The organism is Elusimicrobiota bacterium (assembly GCA_016788905.1).
Classification (GTDB): domain Bacteria; phylum Elusimicrobiota; class Elusimicrobia; order FEN-1173; family FEN-1173; genus JADKHR01.
In genome coordinates this window covers 127329-145672 of the sequence record JAEURZ010000003.1, presented here as the reverse complement: position 1 = coordinate 145672, position 18344 = coordinate 127329, and the positions used below count along the sequence as shown (strand labels likewise).

Genomic DNA, 18344 nt, shown 5'->3' with positions numbered 1-18344 from the left:
GGCGAACGAATGAAGGGAAAGCAAGAGGAAACACATCCCTCTCCCGCCCGCGGGAGAGGGGGACTCGTCTGAGAAATTGAATTAGCACCCGAGCTTGCATTAGAACCGAAGGACGTGTTCCTTGTACCGGGTGAGGTGATCTTGCATTTCCCGAAGGGAGTCCGACCCGAATTTTTCTTTCATGGCCTGGGCCAAGGCAATAGCCGTTACGGCCTCGCCAATCACAGCGGCGCTGGCCACGGGACAGACATCCGAACGAACAATTTCCGCCGTCATCTCGGCCTTCGTCATGATGTTAACGGAACGAAGGGGTTTGCGGAGAGACGCCAAAGGTTTGACCGCCGCACGAATCACGATGGGTTCCCCGTTCGTCATGCCGCCTTCAATGCCACCGGCGTTGTTGCCTTCACGATAAAAACCGCGGCCTTCCTTGTAAAAGATTTCGTCATGGAGCTCGGACCCTTTGCGACGAGCCATGTCAAAACCACGACCCATTTCAACGCCCTTGTGCGCCTGAATAGAAAGGATGGCCTGGGCCAACCTCCCGTCCAATTTCAGGTCCCATTGGGTGTGATTGCCAAGCCCCACCGGGCATCCGGTAGCCATAACCGTGTAAACGCCCCCCAACGTGTCCCCGTTGGCTTTTGCGTCCTTGATGGCGTCCACCATTTTCTCTTCGGCTTTCTTATCCGGACACCGCACCGACGACTTTTCCGCCCGGGAAAAAGCTTCCTCTGGGGAAAGGTCGGCCGTGTGTGCCACAATTCCACCAATTTCCTCAACCCAAGAATAGACCCGGACACCCAATTCTTCCAAAAGTTTTCGGCACACGGCACTGACAGCGGTTCGCGCCGCGGTTTCCCGGGCGGACGCGCGTTCCAATATGTCCCGAGTGTCCTTTCGGTCAAATTTCAAGCATCCCACCAAATCGGCGTGGCCCGGACGGGGACGGGTGAGGCGAAATTTCTCTTGTTTGTCTTCCGCTTCCACCGACATGATCTTTTCCCAATTCTCCCAATCTTTATTTTCGATCTGAAAGGTAATGGGCGATCCCAGGGTTTCTCCCCATCGAACCCCGGAAAGAAATCGCGACTTGTCCTTCTCAATATATTGGAGGCGTTCCCCACGCCCAAAACTGTACTGCCGACGGGAAAGTTCTTGATTGACATAGGACTCCGTCACCGGAACTCCGGCGGGAATTCCTTCCAAAATGGCCGTCAAGCTGGGGCCGTGTGATTCTCCTGCGGTGGCGTAACGGATCACGGTATCTTCCTTTCGTTTAAGGCGGCGCGCACGGCGGCACCCATAATTTCTCTCAACTGCCGAGAGTCATAGTTTACCTTTTTCAGATCTTCACGAAACCATTGTTCAAAAGCCAAGGCCCCTTGATTGATCAGCATCCCCAACCCGTCCGACGCCAAAGCGCCAACGGAACGGGCCGCCTTTAGGAGGGCCGTCTCCCGATGATAGACCATGTCGTAAACGGAAAGCCCCCCCCGCAGGTCTTCTGGGGGAACAGCACAGGGATCCCCCTCCTTCAATCCCACTGAAGTGGCGTTAATCAGCAAGACCGCTCGCTCAGCCGCCTCGTGAACATCCTGCTGAACCCGGACCTCCACCTTTCTTCCCGAAGTCGATTGAAATTCTCGCGCCAATACCTCCGCCCGATCCAGGGAACGATTGACCAGAATGATCTCCCGTGGAGGCCGAGGAGAGTTCCCAAGCGAAAAGAGCGCCGCCCGAGCGGCTCCCCCGGCCCCCAGGAGGACAACGGACTCCCCTTCCCATCCCATCGATTGCTCCCGCAAATCTTCCAACAAACCTTCCCCATCGGTGTTATAGGCTTCCCATCCCTGGGTCCCTCGGAGCAGCGTATTGGCCGCTCGACAGGCGGCGACATTTCCTTTCAACTCCCGGGCCAAACCCAAAACCCGCTCTTTATGCGGGATCGTCACATTAAACCCTTCCAATCGCCCCCGCTCCAATCCCCGCAGGAAGTTCTCCCAGTCCTCCGGGGAAACCCGGAGAGCTCGGTACGCCGCAGGAATAGTGAAGTGAGTCAGCGCCGCGTTGTGCATCACCGGTGAGAGGGAATAGTCCAGAGGCCAACCCACAACACCGAACCGGCGCGCCGCCTGGGGAGCATCGGAAAAAATCAGGTCAAGATCCACCAACGGACAACCCCTTCACTCGAAATGTGGGCGCGCCGTAGGTCCCTTGCCAGGAAAGATCATCGGCCACGGCGTCCACTCCGGACAAGAGGTCCAACATGTTTCCAGAGAGGGTGACCCCCCGGACCGCCCGGATCCCCATTCCTTTTTCCCAGAGGATCCCCGATGCCCCCACAGAAAAATCCCCGCTCACAGGATCCGCTGTGTGCATGCCGATCACATCCCGCACCACAAAAGCTCGCGGCGTGGACCGATAGAGTTCATCTACGGAACAAGCCCCTGGAGCCAAACAAAAATTGGTCACACCCGGCGAGGGCGGCGTTTCCCGTCCGGAGCGGGAGGCGTTTCCCGTACTCGCCACCTGAGCTCGAACCGCCGTCACTGTATCGTGCAAATACGTCCGGAGAAAGCCACGTTCCAATACCACGGTTCTCTGTTTCGGAACCCCCTCATCGTCCCACACCCCAGCGGCGACGCCACCCCGCAACCGCCCATCATCAATAAAGGTCGTCAGAGGAGACCCCACCCTCTTCCCCAACCGCTTCGTCAGAAAGGATCTCCCCTTCTGGACCGCATCCCCCAAAACCGCCTGGGAAAAAAGTTCAACCACATCCACCCCCACCCGAGGGGTCACGATCACCGGCCACAATCCGGAAGGAATCGGACGAGCCCCAAAAGAAGTCAAAAGTCGTGCGCGGACGTCTTCCACCACACCCCGCGGGTCAAGATCCGCCCACTGTCTTTTTTCGGTTGATCCCCAGGCGGTTTCCGTTTCTTTTCCTGCCGCCCCCAAAACTTCCGCGCTAAAAGAAACAGTACTCCAGGGTTCGGCCACGGAAATCCCTCGGGAATTGACAATGGCATGAATACCCGACGCCTCGTGAAAAGTCAAGCTGAGCGCTTTTTTCAACCGCCGGTCCCCTTTCAAGGCCATGCGTTCCAAGCGCTTCAGAAGGCCGAGCAGATCCTTCTCCCCATAAGGAAAATCAAGAACAGGTTTTTGATCCCGCCCCATGGAAAGAGGAGTTCCCTTTCGAGAAACCGAAGGCAACCTCCGTGTCTTATCGGGAAAGGTGAAGCGAGCCGATTCGCAAGCGAGGTCGAAAAGACTGTGAACACCCAAAGCCGATGTATTGGTCCCACTGGCAAACCCTTGACGACCATTCTTCACCACTCGGACCGAAACCCCCGATCCCACACCCGAAGAAACAGTTTTAGGCCGCCCTTCTGACCAGGACACTTCACGTTCTTTCTCGTGCTCAAAAAACAATTCAGTGGCCCACCCATCCAAGGGAAGCCGCTGAAGGGAACGAAGGGCGTCGCGAAGGAGGGAACGGCGGGAAAAAGACAAAGGAGTTAGGGACGCTTTTTTTGTAAAGAACGAGACTGCCGCAGAAGGAACATGCCGTGGGGATCCTGGGGATTTCCTTTAAGGAACATAAGGGCGATTGCCGCGGCGTCCTCGAAACGGCTTTCGTTGAAAGCCTGATACCCGACCAACAAGGGATCGGGAGCGGGGACAAAACGTCGGCGCGACGCAGACAAGTTGAGGAACCCCGAATAAAGGAAGAGGACAGATCCCAGTAAAGCTAAAAGCCCCCATTTGCGACGATAATGCAACAAATGGGAATCATTGAAAAGGAACATCCTCGCCCACGCGTTGACACGCAAAACTAAAGTTGGACGGTAGAGATAGGCCAAACTAATTCCCAGAAGAAATAGCCCAATAAAGATTTTGCCAACGGATTCCATAAGACGATTCCCTCCCTAAGATATTCGGGCCCGGGCGGACTCGAACCGCCGACCCTCTGCTTAGAAGGCAGATGCTCTATCCACCTGAGCTACGGGCCCACCCGTGGGTGATACAGTTCGTGGATTATATCACTTGGAAAATAAAGTTGTGGCCGTATCGGGCCAAAGCGGCAAAAATCTTTACCCCCGGCCGAGAGAATCGTCCTCCAAAAGCCGCAGGAGATATTGCCCATACTCATTTTTTTTCATGGGTTCGATAAGGAAACGAAGCTGATCGGAAGATATGTACCCCTGGGTATAGGCAATTTCTTCTAGGCAAGCCACCCGCAACCCTTGCCGGTCTTGAATGGTCTCGATAAAATTAGACGCCTGCAACAAGGACTCGTGGGTTCCGGTATCCAACCAGGCAATGCCCCGCCCCAGCTTGACCACATTCAATTCCCCCCATTCCAAATAGGTCCGGTTAATATCGGTAATCTCCAGTTCCCCCCGTGCGGAAGGAACCAGTTTCGACGCCACATCAAGAACACGGTTGTCATAGAAATACAGCCCCGTCACTGCAAAATTCGATTTGGGCGTTTTGGGTTTTTCTTCGATAGTGACGGCTCGACCGTTCGTGTCAAAAGAGATCACTCCATACTCTCCCGGTTTTCGCACTTGGTAGGCAAATACCGTGGCCCCGGTTTTATGCCCAGCGGCCCGGCGGAGATCCGCCACCAACCCATGTCCATAGAAAATATTGTCCCCCAAGACGAGAGCCACACCCTCTTTACCAATGAAGTCCCGGCCAATCGTAAACGCTTGGGCCAATCCCCCCGGGGTAGGTTGCACCGCGTAGGAAAGATGAAGACCAAAGGGTGAACCATCCCCCAGCAGCCGAACAAATCCCTCCTGTTCGTGGGGGGTTGTGATCAAAAGGATATCCCGGATCCCAGCCAACATCAGAACCGAAAGGGGGTAATAGATCATGGGTTTATCGTAAACAGGAACCAATTGTTTGCTGACCCCTCGCGTGAGAGGGTAAAGCCGTGTACCCGATCCACCAGCCAAGATAATCCCTTTCATAAGGCCTTCTCCTTCTGGAGCAATTTTTTTTTCGATTTAATACCGCCAGAACCTGAATACCCCCCCAACGTTCCATCCGAACGAACCACCCGATGGCAGGGGACGGCAGGGGCAAAGGGGTTGGCTCCCAAAGCGCGTCCCACCGCCCGGGCCGCCCCCGGTTTTCCAATACGATCCGCGATCCACCCATACGAACGAGTTTGCCCTGCAGGAATTTCAGCGCAGGCACGCCAGACCGATTGAAAAAAGGGGGGGTACCGTGACAACTGATCTAAAATACGTTTAGGAAGACGCACTGGGAACTCCTTTAGAAAACACCGCTTTTTCTCGACGTGAACGATGAAACATAATGGCAAACCTATGGGCCTCATCCCGTAGACGCTGAAGCAACTGCAACGCCGGAGCGTCTTTGGGAAGACGCACGGGATCTTTTCGCCCAGGTTGAAACACTTCTTCATCCCGCTTGGCCAGGGATGCCATAGGGACCCGCCTGTCCGTCACAGCCGTGAGAGCCCGCCCGGCCGCGGACAGTTGCCCGGGCCCCCCATCAATCAATATCAAATCTGGCCAAGGGAGTCCTTCCTCTTTCACACGGCGATAGCGACGCCCCACCACCTCGGCCATGGAAGCGAAATCATCCACCCCAGGAACAGTTTTAATGATAAACCTTCGGTAGGCTTTTTTGTTGGGCCGGCCCCGATCGAAAACGACGAGGGAGGCCACGGTCTCCGCCCCTTGGATGTGGGAAATATCGAAACACTCCATCCGGAGGGGAGGGCGCGGCAAAGATAACGCCGCCTGCAACTCTTGCAACGCCCGAGTGGACTCGAGACGGCCTTTGACCTCCTCTTCTCTCACCGATCGGAAGGTCACGGGTTCGCGAATGTGATTTAAAGCCTCCAAACTATCCCGCAGTTGGGCGGCACGTTCGAAGGCCAAATTCTCGGCGGCCTCTTTCATTTCATCCCGCCAGACCGATAAAAGCTCGCTGTTCTTTCCTTCAAAAAAAAGGCGGGCCCGTTCCACCGTTCTCCCGTAGTCTTCTTTAGACACGCGCCCCAAACAAGGGGCTGGACACTCCCCCGTGTGCAGATAGAGACAGGATTTGACCTTCTCGTAAGTGTAAACGCTTCCCTCCTTAATTTCAATGTCGCAGGGACGCAGGAGGAAAAGGCGATTTCGCCAAACCCAATCCAGCAGATGCCGTACCGCCCGAACATTGGGGTAGGGCCCAAAATAATCCGCGCCGTCCCTCAGCCGAGAACGGGTCAACCGCAAGCGCGGAAAATCCTCGTTCAAACTTAATTTGACAAACGGATAACTTTTCCCGTCTTTCCACATGACATTGTACAGTGGCAGATGTCGTTTGATAAGCCGCTGTTCCAGAACAAGAGCGTCTCGCTCACCCGCGGCGTTAATATAATCGATGTGCCGCACATCGGCCATCAGCGCACGGATTTTCGGTTCAACATCAAGCCGAAAATAGTTGGCCACCCGCTTCCGAAGATCGATGGCCTTCCCGATATAGAGAATCCCCCCCGAGGAATCCCGCATCAGATAGACCCCGGGCCCATGGGGAATGGTGTCCAGGAGGGTGTTACTCAGGGGAGGGCCTCCCTAAATTGGGACGGCGGATCATCTCGCGCAAATGACCAAACTCCTCCATCCGAAACAACCATGTTAAAAGAAGATAGAATCCCGTCCCCACCAGAACCGCGCCCAAAGCCCGAAAGGGAACAGGCCCCGGCCCCCAGCGCAACAAAGCCCACGCCCCGACGGCCATAACACCGGACGCCACCCCACTGGCCAAAGCGGTTTTCAAAATTCGACGTCCCCCCAAAAGCCCCATGTCACGACGAAGAAGAAACAACAACACCCCCCCATTAACGAAAGAGGCCAACGCCGTCGCAAAGGCCAACCCGGCGGGCCCCCACCGTCGCATCAGTATCAGATTTCCAACCATATTCACTGCTAAACAAATCGAAGCCACTTTAACCGGGGTTTTGGTATTTCTCCGAGCGTAAAAAGCCGTCACCAACACTTTCACAAGCGCGTAGAAGGGCAACCCCAGGGTGTACGCCACGAGAGCGGCCGCGGTCAAATCGGTTTGGCGCGCGGTAAAAAGTCCGTGTTGAAAAAGTGTATAAACCAATGGCTGGGCCAAAACGATTAACCCCACCATGGCCGGGATAACCAAGAAAAGTGTCATGCGGAGAGAAAAATTAAGATTTTCTTTAAAGGCACCCCATTCCGCGCGAGCGGCGCTCATGGACAAATGAGGAAGCGTGGCCGTCGAGATGGAAATTCCAAAAAGTGCCAAGGCGAATTGCATGAGCCGGTTCGAATTGTAAAGAGCCGTCACAGACCCTTCCATTAAAAACGACGCGCAGATGGTATCGACATAAGCGTTCACCTGATCGATCGAGAGACCCCACAAAGCGGGAAGAACCAACAACCCCACCCGCTTCAAATCCGGATGTCCTAAATTCCATCGCCACCGCGGGGCGAGTCCTTCGCTTCGAAGGGCAGGCCACATCAGAGCCAAGTGAAGAAGTCCTCCCACCGAGGTACTGATCGCGAGTCCTTGAATGGGGTTCAAGGCCCATTGTTTGAGACACAACACGTAAACGATGGTTGTGACCGACAGCATGGCTGGCGCGAGAGCGGGGATAAAAAAGTGCCCCAACGCGTTCAAAGCCGCTGACGAGAGAGCCGCCAAACAAACGAAGAATAAGAAAGGAAACATCAGACGGGTTAACGTCACTGTCCGTTCGAAGGTGCCCGGTTCGGCGGACTTAAATCCTCCAGCCGCCAAAGACACGATCCATGGGGACCCCACCATCCCCACCCCCACAATCACCAGCAGCAAAAGACCGAGAGTGGTGAAAAGGGTGTGAAAAAAATCGCGTGCCTCGCGGGGTTCGTGCTTTGCCAAATGCTCAGAAAACACAGGAACAAAAGCGGTCGCCAGTGGGCCCTCCCCCAACATCCGACGGAAAAGGTTGGAAAGGCGGAACGCGGCGTAAAAAGCATCGGTCACATGACCGCCGCCAAAAGCGCTCGCCACCAACGCGTCCCGCACGTAGCCAAGTAACCGCGAAAAAAAAGTGGCCACAGAAACCAGCCCCGCGTGCCGAACGAATTTTGTGGACTTCATTTCGTTATTGACGCGGAAAGCGGAAAAATGTATTTTACCGCACTATGGCAAAGCTTAAGACCGGACGTCACACGTCCTCCCTTAAAGAAGTTCGTAAGGCAAAACGCCGTCGTTGGGCCAACGTCGCCGCCAAAACAGGCGCGCGCGGTTTGTCCAAAGAATTTCGAGCCGCTCTCCAGGCGAAAGATGCCGCCAAGGTGAAGGAACTTCTTCCCAAGGTCATGTCCTCCTGGAAAAAGTTGGGAAACCGCAACACGGTTCACCCAGCCAATGCGTCCCGAAAAATCGCACGCTTTTCGCGCGCGGCGCACAAAGCCCTTAAATCCGCTTAACCGCGGCAACTTCATCCTCCGTTAGGGTCCACACCAAACGCGTTAAATCGGCGTCAGGGGAACCACGTCCCGTTTTCATCGAGACGTCGGCCTCCACCAGCCGGTCCAATGCGTTGAGCAGGTGGCCCCATGTCCAGCGAGCAACAGCTCGTTCCAAATCCGCTTGAGCGTCCAATAAACCCACGCGAAGACGATCGAACACCTGTTTCTTGCCAACACGGTTTTCCGTTAAAAGAGCTTTTCCCAAACAAAGTTTTTGTATGGCCCGAATAAGCTGGGGCAGAAGCTTCTCCGCCGGATCCCCGTTGTTCCGCATGAGCTCAAGGAGGGACAGCGCTTTGACCCTGTCTTTCCGCCACAACACCCGTTCCCATTCCATAAAACGTAACGTCGAGCGGGTACCCCCACAAACGTCAACATCTTCCATCGTAATAGAGGGCCGGTCTTTCACATAAAGTTTTAGTTTTTCAAGCTCCTGAACCAAATCAGGCAAACGGGGCCCCACCGCGTCCAACAACGCCTGGGCCGCCGCGCGATCCATCTGTTTTCCGGCGGTTTCCGCTCGGCGAATGACCCACGCGGGCATTTGATTTTCAAACGGTGGCCATAAAACCGTTAACGCTCCAGCGGATTTTACAGCTTGGACCAAAACAGAACGTTGGTCGACTTTCTCATCCCACAGGAGGACCAAACAGTTGCTCGGCGGGATCGTGGGAATTCCGTCCGCCAAACGGTTGGTTTCCGCCGTAGCCAGTTCCGCGGCCCGTCGAACAACGAGGAGTCGCCTCCCCCCAAAAAAAGGCAGAGTGTTCAAAGCGGTCAGTATCGAGCCCGCGCTTGAATCATTCCCATCAAAGACGTCCAACCCCATACCGGAGGGATCGTCGGTCAAATAGTGTTTTTTGAGAAGTTCAACCGCCTCTTCTTTCGTGAGGGTGTCGGGCCCCCCCAAGAGGTAAACCCGGTGAAAAACACCCTGGGACCACCCTTTAATAAGGTTGGAGAGCGGGAATTCCGCAGCGGAAGGCAAGTCAGTAGGGGGACGGCGGCGCCACCCGCGGGTCGATGGGCGGCAGGGGGGGCCCGGCGTCCGCGGGCGGGAGCGTTTTTTCAGGGACCTTCCGGGCACTGGCTCCCGTCACCGAACCAAACCCTTCAATGGTCCGTTTCACGATGTCCCGGGAAAAGAAATCCCACACCCGTTCCCGAGCTTCTTCCTCGGTCATTCCCCCCAGTTGGGTTTCAACGAAGTACCGATAGGATTGCTCCAATCGGGGCTCTTCCCATAAAACCTTGTTTTCCCGACGGTCGAAGAACCGGACGTCAATGATCACCCACAATCTGTATTCCACAGCCTGATTGTTGGAGTCGTACGTCACGACCTGCCGGATGTAATTGACGATCTCGCCTTCCAACACCCCGTCGGCTTTATCAACAGTCCCTTCGAAGGGCAATCGTCCATCCCGAATCAATTCCTGTTCCAAAAAATAACGGAAGCGATCCTCCAACCCGAAATATTGTGTTTGATTCTTAAAGGTCCGGAGACCGATTTTTTGAATGGAAGGAGGCAGAATGACATTCGCCGGCTGCCTGAATTCATCCAACCCCGCACACCCCATCAGCCCGGCCAGGCACGCCAAGATCACCCCGCTTTTTCGACCTCTCATCATGGTTTTCCCCCCTTCAACCCAATAACAAAATTGACCATGCGCCCCGGCACATGGATTTCCTTTAATAGGTTTTGACCTTCTAGTGACTCAACCACCTTGGGCAATAATTTCGCCGCAGCCAAAACCCCCGCGGCGGGAGTGCCCACCGGAACCGATAGCCGATCTTTCAATCGTCCGTTCACCTGCACGGGATATTCCACGAAATCCTCCACCAACAAAGCGGGGTTGGCCCGCGGCCAAGTGTGCACGCACACCAACCCCTTCCCCCCACGTTGCTCCCACAACTCTTCCGCCAAATGGGGCGCCAAAGGGGAGAGAAGCAGCGAAAGGGTTTCCAAATCCTCATCCGCCACCCCGCCCGTCAACCCGTTCGCGTATTCCATCAGGGACGCAATGGCCGTATTGAATTTAAAATTTTCGATCCGGTCGGTCACCGCGTGAATAGCCCGGTGACGAGCCCTTTCGGTTTTGTCTCCGGGAACCCGAGGGGCATCCAACAGCCGCCAAACCTTAAACAGAAACCGGGTCACTCCTTCCACCGTCCGCATGTCCCAGGGCTTTTCCGCTTCGAAATCCCCCATAAACATTTCGTACAACCGCATGGCGTCAGCCCCGTGCCGATCGATAACATCGTCCGGGCTAATCACGTTTTTCTTGGATTTGGACATCTTCTCTTTAAGTTCCCGCAACACCTCTCCCGTAGCCTTCAGGGTAGGTGGGACCTTGGAAAAATCGATCTCATCGTAGGGATGATACGCCCCCAAACTGTCCTGGTAACTGTAAGAGAGAATCATGCCCTGGTGACGCAGTTTGTGGAAGGGCTCTTTGGATGACACCAACCCCAAATCAAAAAGGACCTTGTGCCAAAACCGAGCGTAGAGGAGATGAAGAACCGCGTGTTCCGCCCCCCCCACGTAAAGGTCCACACCGTTGGGGCCCATCCAGGCTTTCTCGGTTTCCGGACTCCAGGCCGCCGTAGTGTTCACCGGATCGATGTAGCGAAGATAATACCAACAAGACCCCGCCCATTGGGGCATGGTGTTGGTCTCGCGACGAGCCGGCCCCCCGCAACGGGGACACGTCGTTCGAACCCATTCCTCGACAGCCGCCAAGGGAGATTCTCCCGTCCCCGTAGGTTCGTATTTAGCCACATCCGGGAGAAGAACCGGCAGTTGATCTTCAGGAACAGGCACCGGCCCCCCGCATGGAGCACAATGGACAATGGGAATCGGTTCTCCCCAATACCGTTGGCGAGAGAACACCCAGTCCCTCAATCGATAGTTCACCGCCCCTTTTCCCGCTTTCTTTTCTTCCAACCATTTAGTGATTAAGCGTTTAAACTCCGCGGTGGGCAATTCATCAAAAGGACCACTGTTCACCGCCACGCCTTCCTCTTCAAAAGCACTTTCTAGGTTCTCTTCAGGATGGAAAGGTTCCGAGAGGGGCCCCTTCGCAACCGGCGCCACCACACGGCGGATGGGAAGACTAAACTTTCGGGCGAATTGAAAATCTCGGGAATCGTGGGCGGGCACGGCCATGATAGCGCCTGTACCGTAACTGATCAGAACATAATCCGCCACCCAAACAGGGATCTTTTCTCCGTTGACCGGGTTCACAGCGAACCCTCCTGTGAAGACCCCGGTCTTATCCTTAGCCAAATCGGTTCGTTCCAAATCAGACTTCGCCCGGGCCTGTTCTTGATAGGCGGCCACCGCCACCCGCTGGGCCTCCGTTGTAAAAGCGTTCACAAGGGGGTGTTCCGGGGATAAGACCATATACGTGGCACCAAAAAGAGTGTCCGGCCGGGTGGTGAATATTTTCAAGGTTTTCCCCGCCGCGGATTCTGGCGAATCCCCCGCAAAAAGGACTTCCGCCCCTTCCGACCGCCCGATCCAATTCCGTTGCATAGCCAAAGTGGATCCGGGCCAGTCCAGTCCATCCAAATCGGCCAAAAGTCGATCCGCGTACGCGGTGATTTTCAAAAGCCATTGGCGCATGTCCCGCCGTTCCACGGCGGTGCCGCATCGTTCACAACCGCCCTGATGAACTTCTTCGTTAGCCAACCCCGTTCGACAACTGGGGCAAAAGTTAATGGGGCTCACCCCTTCATAGGCCAAGCCTTTCTTGTACAGCTGAAGAAAAATCCATTGGGTCCATTTGTAATAGGCGGGATCGGTGGTGTCCACCTCCCGATCCCAATCGTAGGAGAACCCCAACGATTTAATTTGACGTTTAAAATTAGCGACGTTTTTTTTCGTCACCTCCCGGGGATGTTGGCCCGTGGCGATGGCGTGGTTTTCAGCGGGCAACCCAAAAGCGTCCCACCCCATGGGATGAAGAACGTTATACCCCTGCATCCGCTTGAACCGGGAAAGGATATCCGTGGCCGTGTAGCCTTCCGGGTGCCCCACATGGAGCCCCGCCCCCGACGGATAAGGAAACATGTCCAGGATGTAAAATTTTTTCTGGCCCGGATCTGCCCCCGCGCGAAACACACCGGCTTTCTCCCACCGCTCCTGCCACTTGGGTTCAATTATTTTAGCGTCGTAGTGTTCGGACATAAATCAGGCTCTCCTCAACCAAAGAAGAAATTCTTGGTTACCCTCCGGCCCGGTGATGGGGGACACGCGTTTTCCTAAGGACACAAATCCACCCGTAACAGCGAACTGTTCAATATGTTCCAAAACCCTCTGGTGAACAGAGGGGTCCCGCACCACACCTTTCGGCGCCTCTTTGGGTCCCACCTCAAATTGTGGTTTCACTAAAATCACTAATTCCGTCCCCTTTGGTAAAATCTCCGAAAGATGGGGAAATACTTTTTCCAAGGAAATAAAGGAAACGTCCACCGAGACAAACCCCGGACGATCGGGGCCACTACCGTCGCTCGACAAGAACGCGGAAACCTCTTCCCGCGTCACTTTCAAGATGTGCGTTTTTTCCCGGTTCACCACACGGGGGTCGTTCCTCAATTTCCAATCCAACTGACCATGCCCCACGTCCACCGCCAAAACCCGGGCGGCTCCCGCCTGAAGAAGACAATCGGTAAATCCCCCCGTGGAGGCGCCCACGTCCACACAGGCCCGTCCCGCCACATCGATCCCAAATTCGCTCAAAGCCGCCTGCAATTTCAGGCCACCCCGGGAGACAAATGGCAAACTCTCAACCCGTTCCAAGACCTGATCCGGCGAAACCAATTCCCCCGCCTTCACCATTCCCAATCCCGGCGCCCGAATCCGCCCACTGAGAAGGATCGCCTGGGCCTCTTTTAAATCTTTCGCCAACCCCCGCTTCACCACCAACGCATCCAATCGAACCTTCATTCAATTCCTATGCGGGGCATTGATAAACGGGCGACTTAGGATTTCAATCCTGCCGTTAACCGTTCCTGATGGAGCTCCAACACCCGGTCCGCTATTTTCGCGGCGGAAAGGCCCACCTTATCCCGCAGTTTATCCTGTGTTCCATGCTCAACAAAACTGTCCGGAAGCGCTATGCTCCGAACCTCCACGGAAGCCCCTTCCAAGGTTTCACGCACCGCGCCGTTAAAACCACCCACCCCCGTATTTTCTTCAACGGTAACCAAAAGCGGCGCCTTTCGCGCAACGTCCAAAAGGAAATCCCGGTCCAGGGGCTTAACAAATCGCGCGTTCACCACGCCCACCCGCACACCCTTCTCAGCCAAAATATTGGAAGCCTCCAAACACGTCTGAACCGGGTGCCCAATGGCCAACAACGTTGCGTCGGTTCCCCCCCGAAGAATCTCCCCTTTTCCGATGGGAAGCAACTTGAATTGACTGTCCATAGGAACACCTAACCCCGCGCCCCGTGGATACCGGATCACCGAAGGGCCCGGCAGATTGAGCGCTGTCTTCAACATGTGTTGAAGCTCGTTCTCATCTTTCGGCGCCATAACAGTGAGGTGCGGCATCATCCGCGTGAAAGAAAGGTCAAACGTCCCATGGTGCGTGGGCCCATCATCCCCCACCAACCCCCCGCGGTCCAAACAAAAGACCACCGGAAGTTTCTGAATACAAACATCATGAATCATCTGGTCAAACCCCCGTTGCATGAACGAGGAATAAATAGCCACCACCGGTTTCAAACCGCCACACGCCAACCCCGCGGCAAAGGTGGCGGCGTGTTGTTCCCCCAACCCCACATCGTAGAATCGTTTCGGAATTTCCTTGCGAAAAAGATCAAGGCCTGTCCCCTCCGGCATGGCGGCGGTGATGGCAACAATTTTGGGATCTTCTTGGGCCAACTGCACCAAGGTTCGTCCGAAAACTTGGGTGTAAGAGGGAGGGCCGCCCGCTCCCTTGACCATCTCGCCCGTCTCAGGATTAAACCGGGTCACCCCATGATATTTAATGGGGTCCGCCTCGGCCGGTTCGTAACCTCGCCCTTTCTTGGTCACAATGTGAAGGACGTGTGGCCCCTTCAACTTTTTAGCGGCTTTTAAGATTTCGATCATTTGGGGCAAATCGTGTCCGTCGATGGGGCCGATGTAGCCAAACCCCATTTCCTCAAAAAGAACGCCGGGAAACAAGAGTACTTTAACCCGCCGGGCCACCCGCAACAAATAAGGACCGTAAAAACTTATTCGGGTGAGAAATCGCTCCACCCGCTTTTCCATGCGACGGAAAGCCCCCGCCGTCGTAAGTTTCGCCAAAAACGCGCCAAAGGCCCCCACCCGGTGCGAAATAAACATTTGGTTGTCGTTCAAAACGACCAACAAGTCCGTCCCGATGTGCCCCGCGTTCTGAAGCGCTTCAAAGGACATGCCTCCGGTCAAGGACCCGTCGTTCACGCAGGCGACCACGTGATGATCTTGCTTCAAAACGTCCCGCGCCGCGGCAAACCCGACCGCCGCGGAAATGGCCGTCGAGGCGTGACCCGCCCCAAACACGTCGTGTTCAGATTCGGTCCGCGTCAAAAACCCCGAGATGCCCCCAAACTGACGCAACGTATGAAACCGATCCCGGCGTCCCGTCAATAGTTTGTGGGGATAAGCCTGGTGCCCCGTGTCCCAAATAATTTTGTCCGTGGGGGAATCGTAAACCCGGTGGAGGGCGATGGCCAACTCCACAGTTCCCAGCCCCGCGCCCAAATGGCCACCGACTTTCGATGTCACTTCCAGAATTTTTTCCCGGATATTTTTTGCCAAGACAGGCAAAAGATCCTCTCGGACTTTCTTCAGATCTTCTGGGCTGTTCACTTCATCTAAGATATTCATTGTCGATCCTTTTTAGTGATCTCGTTCGATCATGTAGTCGGCCAAGGCAGAAAGAATAACCGCGCGAGCCCCGAAAATCCGAAGAGCTTTTTTAGCGTCCGTCACCGCGCGATAGGCACGCCGTCGTGATTCCTCAAGTCCGTACACTTGAGGGAAGGTCAATTTTTCGTTGTCCTTATCGGAACCGCGCTTTCCCAACAATTTCTTGTCTCCCACGATATCCAAAACATCGTCAGCGATTTGAAACGCCAACCCAATATTCTCCCCGTACCGGGACAAGGCCCGGCGTTGGGCCGTGGTGGCACCGGCCAACACGGCTCCCGCGTCCAAACTGGCTTGAATGAGCGCCCCCGTTTTGTGCCGGTGAATGTAATCAAGGACCTGGGCCCGATTCCCGTTCAGGGCCGCGTTTCCTTCACTCACCAAATCCACCGCCTGGCCCCCCACCATGCCGAGAGATCCCGCCGCCCGCGCCACAACTCGAACCGATTCCACCACCCATTCGGGTCGAATCCCTTTGATCTCCGCGTTCCGGGAAATAAGCTCAAAGGCGAAGGTCAACAACCCATCCCCGGCCAAAATGGCCAACCCTTCCCCAAACACTTTGTGGTTCGTTGGCCGTCCCCGCCGCAAATCATCGTCGTCCATGGCCGGCAAATCGTCATGGACCAAAGAATAGGTGTGCAACACTTCCAACGCACACGCCGTGGGAAGCGCGTTCTTAGAATCGCCTCCGCAAATTTCCGCCGCCGCTAAACACAGAATCGGACGAAGCCGTTTTCCTCCCGCAAAAACCGAGTAACGCATGGCCTTGTGAACCACTTCCGGGGGACGAGCCTCCCGAACCAAGAACCGGTTTAACGCCTTGTCCACCACCGTTCCCTGGCGTTTCATGAACGACAACAATTTTGCCTGTGTGGCCTGGGTCACCCATTAGTTCCTTTCGAATGTTTTATTGATCCGCTCAATGGACCGGGCCTTACCCGTTCCTTCATCCACATCAACAATCACCGCGCAAAATTGCGCGTGACCTTCCGCCACCGAGAGCCGCACGCGCACCCCGGTTAAAAACCGTTCCAGAGCTGAGGCCCGATCGCCCCCAATCACCCCGTCCCGGGGTCCCGCCATGCCCACGTCGCCAATAAAAGCAGTTCCCCCCGGCAAAAGACGTTCGTCTGCCGTTTGCACATGGGTGTGGGTACCCAAAACCGCCGACACACGACCGTCCAAATACCATCCCATAGCTTGTTTCTCACTGGAAGCGTCGGCGTGCATATCCACAAGTGTCACATCCGCCGATAAACCGTTGAGCAGCCCATCCGCCGTGCGAAACGGACAATCGATGCTGTCCATGTGGTGCCGCCCCATCACTTGAAGTACCGCCACGTTTTTCCCCTGAACCGGATAAACGCCCAACCCTCGTCCCGCCAAGGAAGGCGGGTAATTCGCCGGCCGAAGGATCCGTGGATCTTTCAAGAGCGGCAAGGTCTCTTTCCGATCCCAAGTGTGGTTGCCCAGGGTAAACACATCGAGCCCCGCGGCAAAGAGTTCCTTCGCCACCGATTCGGTCAACCCCCGGCCCCCCGCCGCATTCTCCACATTCCCCACAGCAAAATCGATGGCCGATTCCCGTCGAATCAACGGGACAAAATGACGAACAGCCTCACGCCCCGGCCGCCCATAAATATCACCCACAAAAAGAATACGCACGGCCGGGTCTCCCGTCAAAAAATAGAAGGATTATGTAACTGCTCAGGTCCAGACGTTTCTCCCTCTCCCGCTCGCGGGAGAGGGTCAGGGAGAGGGTGGGGTTTCCAATGGTGAACCGATCGGAGACCTGAAGAATTCCAAGATTATATCAAAAGAGACCCGGTTTCGGAGAAAACGGGTTACCGCCCCACCACAGATCCGACCCAAAAAAGGGCCAATCCCAACACCGCACTCCCCACCGCGTAAAGCAGGGCACCGGAAGTAAACCCCGCCTTAACCAATTGGGCCGTGTCCAAGGCAAACGTCGAAAATGTGGTAAATCCTCCACAAAACCCCGCCATAAGAAACAACCGTGCCCCAGGGCTCAAACGGAAACGAATTTCAGCCCAACTGAAAAAGATGCCGATCAAAAAACAGCCGGCCAAATTGGCCGCCAAGGTCCCCCAATGAAACGCCGTCCCCCAACGTCGAACGAGGATATCGGAAAGGCCCACCCGCGCGACCCCGCCCAGCGCACTTCCTAACGCCACACACAAATAGAGCTTAAACACCGCGCACCCGAAACAAGCGCGATGGGGATACCACCTGATCCACTTTCCGGTCATGGGCAGCCCGGGGCAAGCGCACCGCCATTTGTTCATCAAAACAAACACCGATGGTTCGGAGCGAAGGTCGCCGGACCAGAAACCGGTCGTAGTACCCAGCGCCCGCCCCCAGCCGGTCCCCCCGGGAAGTAAACGCCGCCCCAGGAACCACCAGGAGGTCCAAACCCTCCACCCATTGGGGAGAAACCGGCTCCAAAATCCCATAAACATTTTGTTGCAACTCTTGAGCAAACTGAAGGGGTTTCCCTCTCCCGCTAGCGGGAGAGGGGTAGGGAGAGGGGATTTTTTTCCCTCCGCGATTGACTTCAGAACGATTAAAAGAAACTTTTTGTTTAAGAGACGGTCTTCCATCAGCCAAAACAGCAAACCGCATTCCCCCCCGTCCAGGAAACACCACCGGGACAGCCACCGTTTTCCCTGCAGCATGGGCCAACGCAATAAGCGGAGCCGTATCGATCTCATAAGGCAGAGAGAGAAAAAGCCCGACCTTCTTTGCTCGTCGAAATTCAGGAAGCGCCGCCACCCGCCGGGCCACAGCCCGCCCCGCCAACCGCCGTTCTGCCAGCGACAACGAACGGACCTCTTCGCGGAAATGCAACCGAAGAAAATGCTTGTTCCGTGCCATCGGATCGGGGGCTGATTTTTTCAT

General features: G+C 55.5%; 18 protein-coding genes and 1 tRNA gene. 1 reads left to right on the top strand and 18 read right to left on the bottom strand.

The genetic code is table 11. The features are described from left to right. Positions 1–99: 99 nt before the first annotated feature. From aroC to murJ, 9 genes are all read right to left on the bottom strand, one after another. Complete coding sequence (gene aroC / locus JNK54_02270) at positions 100–1263, bottom strand: chorismate synthase (protein ID MBL8023093.1); 1164 nt, start codon at positions 1261–1263, stop codon at positions 100–102. Beyond that, positions 1260–2171, bottom strand: coding sequence for a shikimate dehydrogenase (aroE, locus tag JNK54_02265; GenBank protein ID MBL8023092.1), 912 nt, complete (start codon positions 2169–2171; stop codon positions 1260–1262). Before aroE ends, aroC begins: the two co-directional genes overlap by 4 nt. Continuing rightward, positions 2161–3522: a TldD/PmbA family protein gene (locus JNK54_02260; protein MBL8023091.1), complete on the bottom strand. Its 1362-nt coding sequence runs from the start codon at positions 3520–3522 to the stop codon at positions 2161–2163. Before JNK54_02260 ends, aroE begins: the two co-directional genes overlap by 11 nt. Before the next feature lie 5 nt (positions 3523–3527). Beyond that, positions 3528–3923, bottom strand: coding sequence for a hypothetical protein (locus JNK54_02255; protein MBL8023090.1), 396 nt, complete (start codon positions 3921–3923; stop codon positions 3528–3530). Positions 3924–3948: 25 nt separating this feature from the next. Next, a tRNA-Arg gene (locus JNK54_02250) sits at positions 3949–4022 on the bottom strand. Between the two features lie 81 nt (positions 4023–4103). Next, positions 4104–4988: a glucose-1-phosphate thymidylyltransferase RfbA gene (gene rfbA, locus JNK54_02245; GenBank protein MBL8023089.1), complete on the bottom strand. Its 885-nt coding sequence runs from the start codon at positions 4986–4988 to the stop codon at positions 4104–4106. Beyond that, complete coding sequence (locus JNK54_02240; protein ID MBL8023088.1) at positions 4985–5284, bottom strand: MGMT family protein; 300 nt, start codon at positions 5282–5284, stop codon at positions 4985–4987. The genes rfbA and JNK54_02240 overlap by 4 nt, the downstream gene beginning before the upstream one ends. After that, positions 5271–6542, bottom strand: coding sequence for an excinuclease ABC subunit UvrC (locus tag JNK54_02235; GenBank protein ID MBL8023087.1), 1272 nt, complete (start codon positions 6540–6542; stop codon positions 5271–5273). The genes JNK54_02240 and JNK54_02235 overlap by 14 nt, the downstream gene beginning before the upstream one ends. A 43-nt stretch (positions 6543–6585) precedes the next feature. Next, a complete protein-coding gene (gene murJ, locus JNK54_02230) occupies positions 6586–8145 on the bottom strand; it encodes a murein biosynthesis integral membrane protein MurJ (GenBank protein ID MBL8023086.1) in 1560 nt (519 codons plus the stop codon). Positions 8146–8189: 44 nt separating this feature from the next. On the opposite strand from murJ, the gene JNK54_02225 reads away from it, so the two are divergent. Beyond that, positions 8190–8477 carry a 30S ribosomal protein S20 gene (locus tag JNK54_02225; protein ID MBL8023085.1) on the top strand — a complete coding sequence of 96 codons (288 nt, stop codon included), beginning with the start codon at positions 8190–8192 and terminating at the stop codon, positions 8475–8477. On the opposite strand, the gene holA is transcribed toward JNK54_02225, so the two are convergent. The 9 genes from holA to JNK54_02180 all read right to left on the bottom strand — a co-directional run bounded on the left by holA (position 8464) and on the right by JNK54_02180 (position 18344). Next, complete coding sequence (gene holA, locus JNK54_02220) at positions 8464–9507, bottom strand: DNA polymerase III subunit delta (GenBank protein ID MBL8023084.1); 1044 nt, start codon at positions 9505–9507, stop codon at positions 8464–8466. The two genes, JNK54_02225 and holA, sit on opposite strands and share 14 nt — an antisense overlap. Position 9508: 1 nt before the next feature. Next, complete coding sequence (locus tag JNK54_02215) at positions 9509–10147, bottom strand: LptE family protein (protein MBL8023083.1); 639 nt, start codon at positions 10145–10147, stop codon at positions 9509–9511. Beyond that, the gene (locus JNK54_02210) at positions 10144–12708 is read right to left on the bottom strand and encodes a leucine--tRNA ligase (protein ID MBL8023082.1); all 2565 of its coding nucleotides are present in this window, start codon (positions 12706–12708) and stop codon (positions 10144–10146) included. Before JNK54_02210 ends, JNK54_02215 begins: the two co-directional genes overlap by 4 nt. A 3-nt stretch (positions 12709–12711) precedes the next feature. Continuing rightward, positions 12712–13467, bottom strand: a complete 756-nt coding sequence (locus JNK54_02205; protein ID MBL8023081.1) for a TlyA family RNA methyltransferase — start codon at positions 13465–13467, stop codon at positions 12712–12714. 35 nt (positions 13468–13502) lie between these two features. Further along, entirely contained in the window at positions 13503–15380 is a 1878-nt protein-coding gene (locus JNK54_02200; protein MBL8023080.1) for a 1-deoxy-D-xylulose-5-phosphate synthase, read from the bottom strand. 12 nt (positions 15381–15392) lie between these two features. Further along, complete coding sequence (locus JNK54_02195) at positions 15393–16274, bottom strand: polyprenyl synthetase family protein (GenBank protein ID MBL8023079.1); 882 nt, start codon at positions 16272–16274, stop codon at positions 15393–15395. A 39-nt stretch (positions 16275–16313) separates the two neighbouring features. After that, a complete protein-coding gene (locus JNK54_02190) occupies positions 16314–17090 on the bottom strand; it encodes a TIGR00282 family metallophosphoesterase (GenBank protein MBL8023078.1) in 777 nt (258 codons plus the stop codon). 179 nt (positions 17091–17269) lie between these two features. Continuing rightward, positions 17270–17641 carry a fluoride efflux transporter CrcB gene (gene crcB, locus JNK54_02185; GenBank protein ID MBL8023077.1) on the bottom strand — a complete coding sequence of 124 codons (372 nt, stop codon included), beginning with the start codon at positions 17639–17641 and terminating at the stop codon, positions 17270–17272. Beyond that, positions 17634–18344: a 5-formyltetrahydrofolate cyclo-ligase gene (locus JNK54_02180; protein ID MBL8023076.1), complete on the bottom strand. Its 711-nt coding sequence runs from the start codon at positions 18342–18344 to the stop codon at positions 17634–17636. Before JNK54_02180 ends, crcB begins: the two co-directional genes overlap by 8 nt.

What these genes read in the sequence shown, in the direction of transcription:
- JNK54_02225 (MBL8023085.1), top strand. Translation starts at nt 8,190, where the DNA reads ATGGCAAAGCTTAAGACCGGACGTCACACGTCCTCCCTTAAAGAAGTT.
- JNK54_02235 (MBL8023087.1), bottom strand. Translation starts at nt 6,542, where the DNA reads ATGCGGGATTCCTCGGGGGGGATTCTCTATATCGGGAAGGCCATCGAT.
- JNK54_02180 (MBL8023076.1), bottom strand. Translation starts at nt 18,344, where the DNA reads ATGAAAAAATCAGCCCCCGATCCGATGGCACGGAACAAGCATTTTCTT.
- JNK54_02195 (MBL8023079.1), bottom strand. Translation starts at nt 16,274, where the DNA reads ATGAAACGCCAGGGAACGGTGGTGGACAAGGCGTTAAACCGGTTCTTG.
- rfbA (MBL8023089.1), bottom strand. Translation starts at nt 4,988, where the DNA reads ATGAAAGGGATTATCTTGGCTGGTGGATCGGGTACACGGCTTTACCCT.
- murJ (MBL8023086.1), bottom strand. Translation starts at nt 8,145, where the DNA reads ATGAAGTCCACAAAATTCGTTCGGCACGCGGGGCTGGTTTCTGTGGCC.
- JNK54_02210 (MBL8023082.1), bottom strand. Translation starts at nt 12,708, where the DNA reads ATGTCCGAACACTACGACGCTAAAATAATTGAACCCAAGTGGCAGGAG.
- JNK54_02215 (MBL8023083.1), bottom strand. Translation starts at nt 10,147, where the DNA reads ATGATGAGAGGTCGAAAAAGCGGGGTGATCTTGGCGTGCCTGGCCGGG.
- JNK54_02200 (MBL8023080.1), bottom strand. Translation starts at nt 15,380, where the DNA reads ATGAATATCTTAGATGAAGTGAACAGCCCAGAAGATCTGAAGAAAGTC.
- JNK54_02255 (MBL8023090.1), bottom strand. Translation starts at nt 3,923, where the DNA reads ATGGAATCCGTTGGCAAAATCTTTATTGGGCTATTTCTTCTGGGAATT.
- JNK54_02205 (MBL8023081.1), bottom strand. Translation starts at nt 13,467, where the DNA reads ATGAAGGTTCGATTGGATGCGTTGGTGGTGAAGCGGGGGTTGGCGAAA.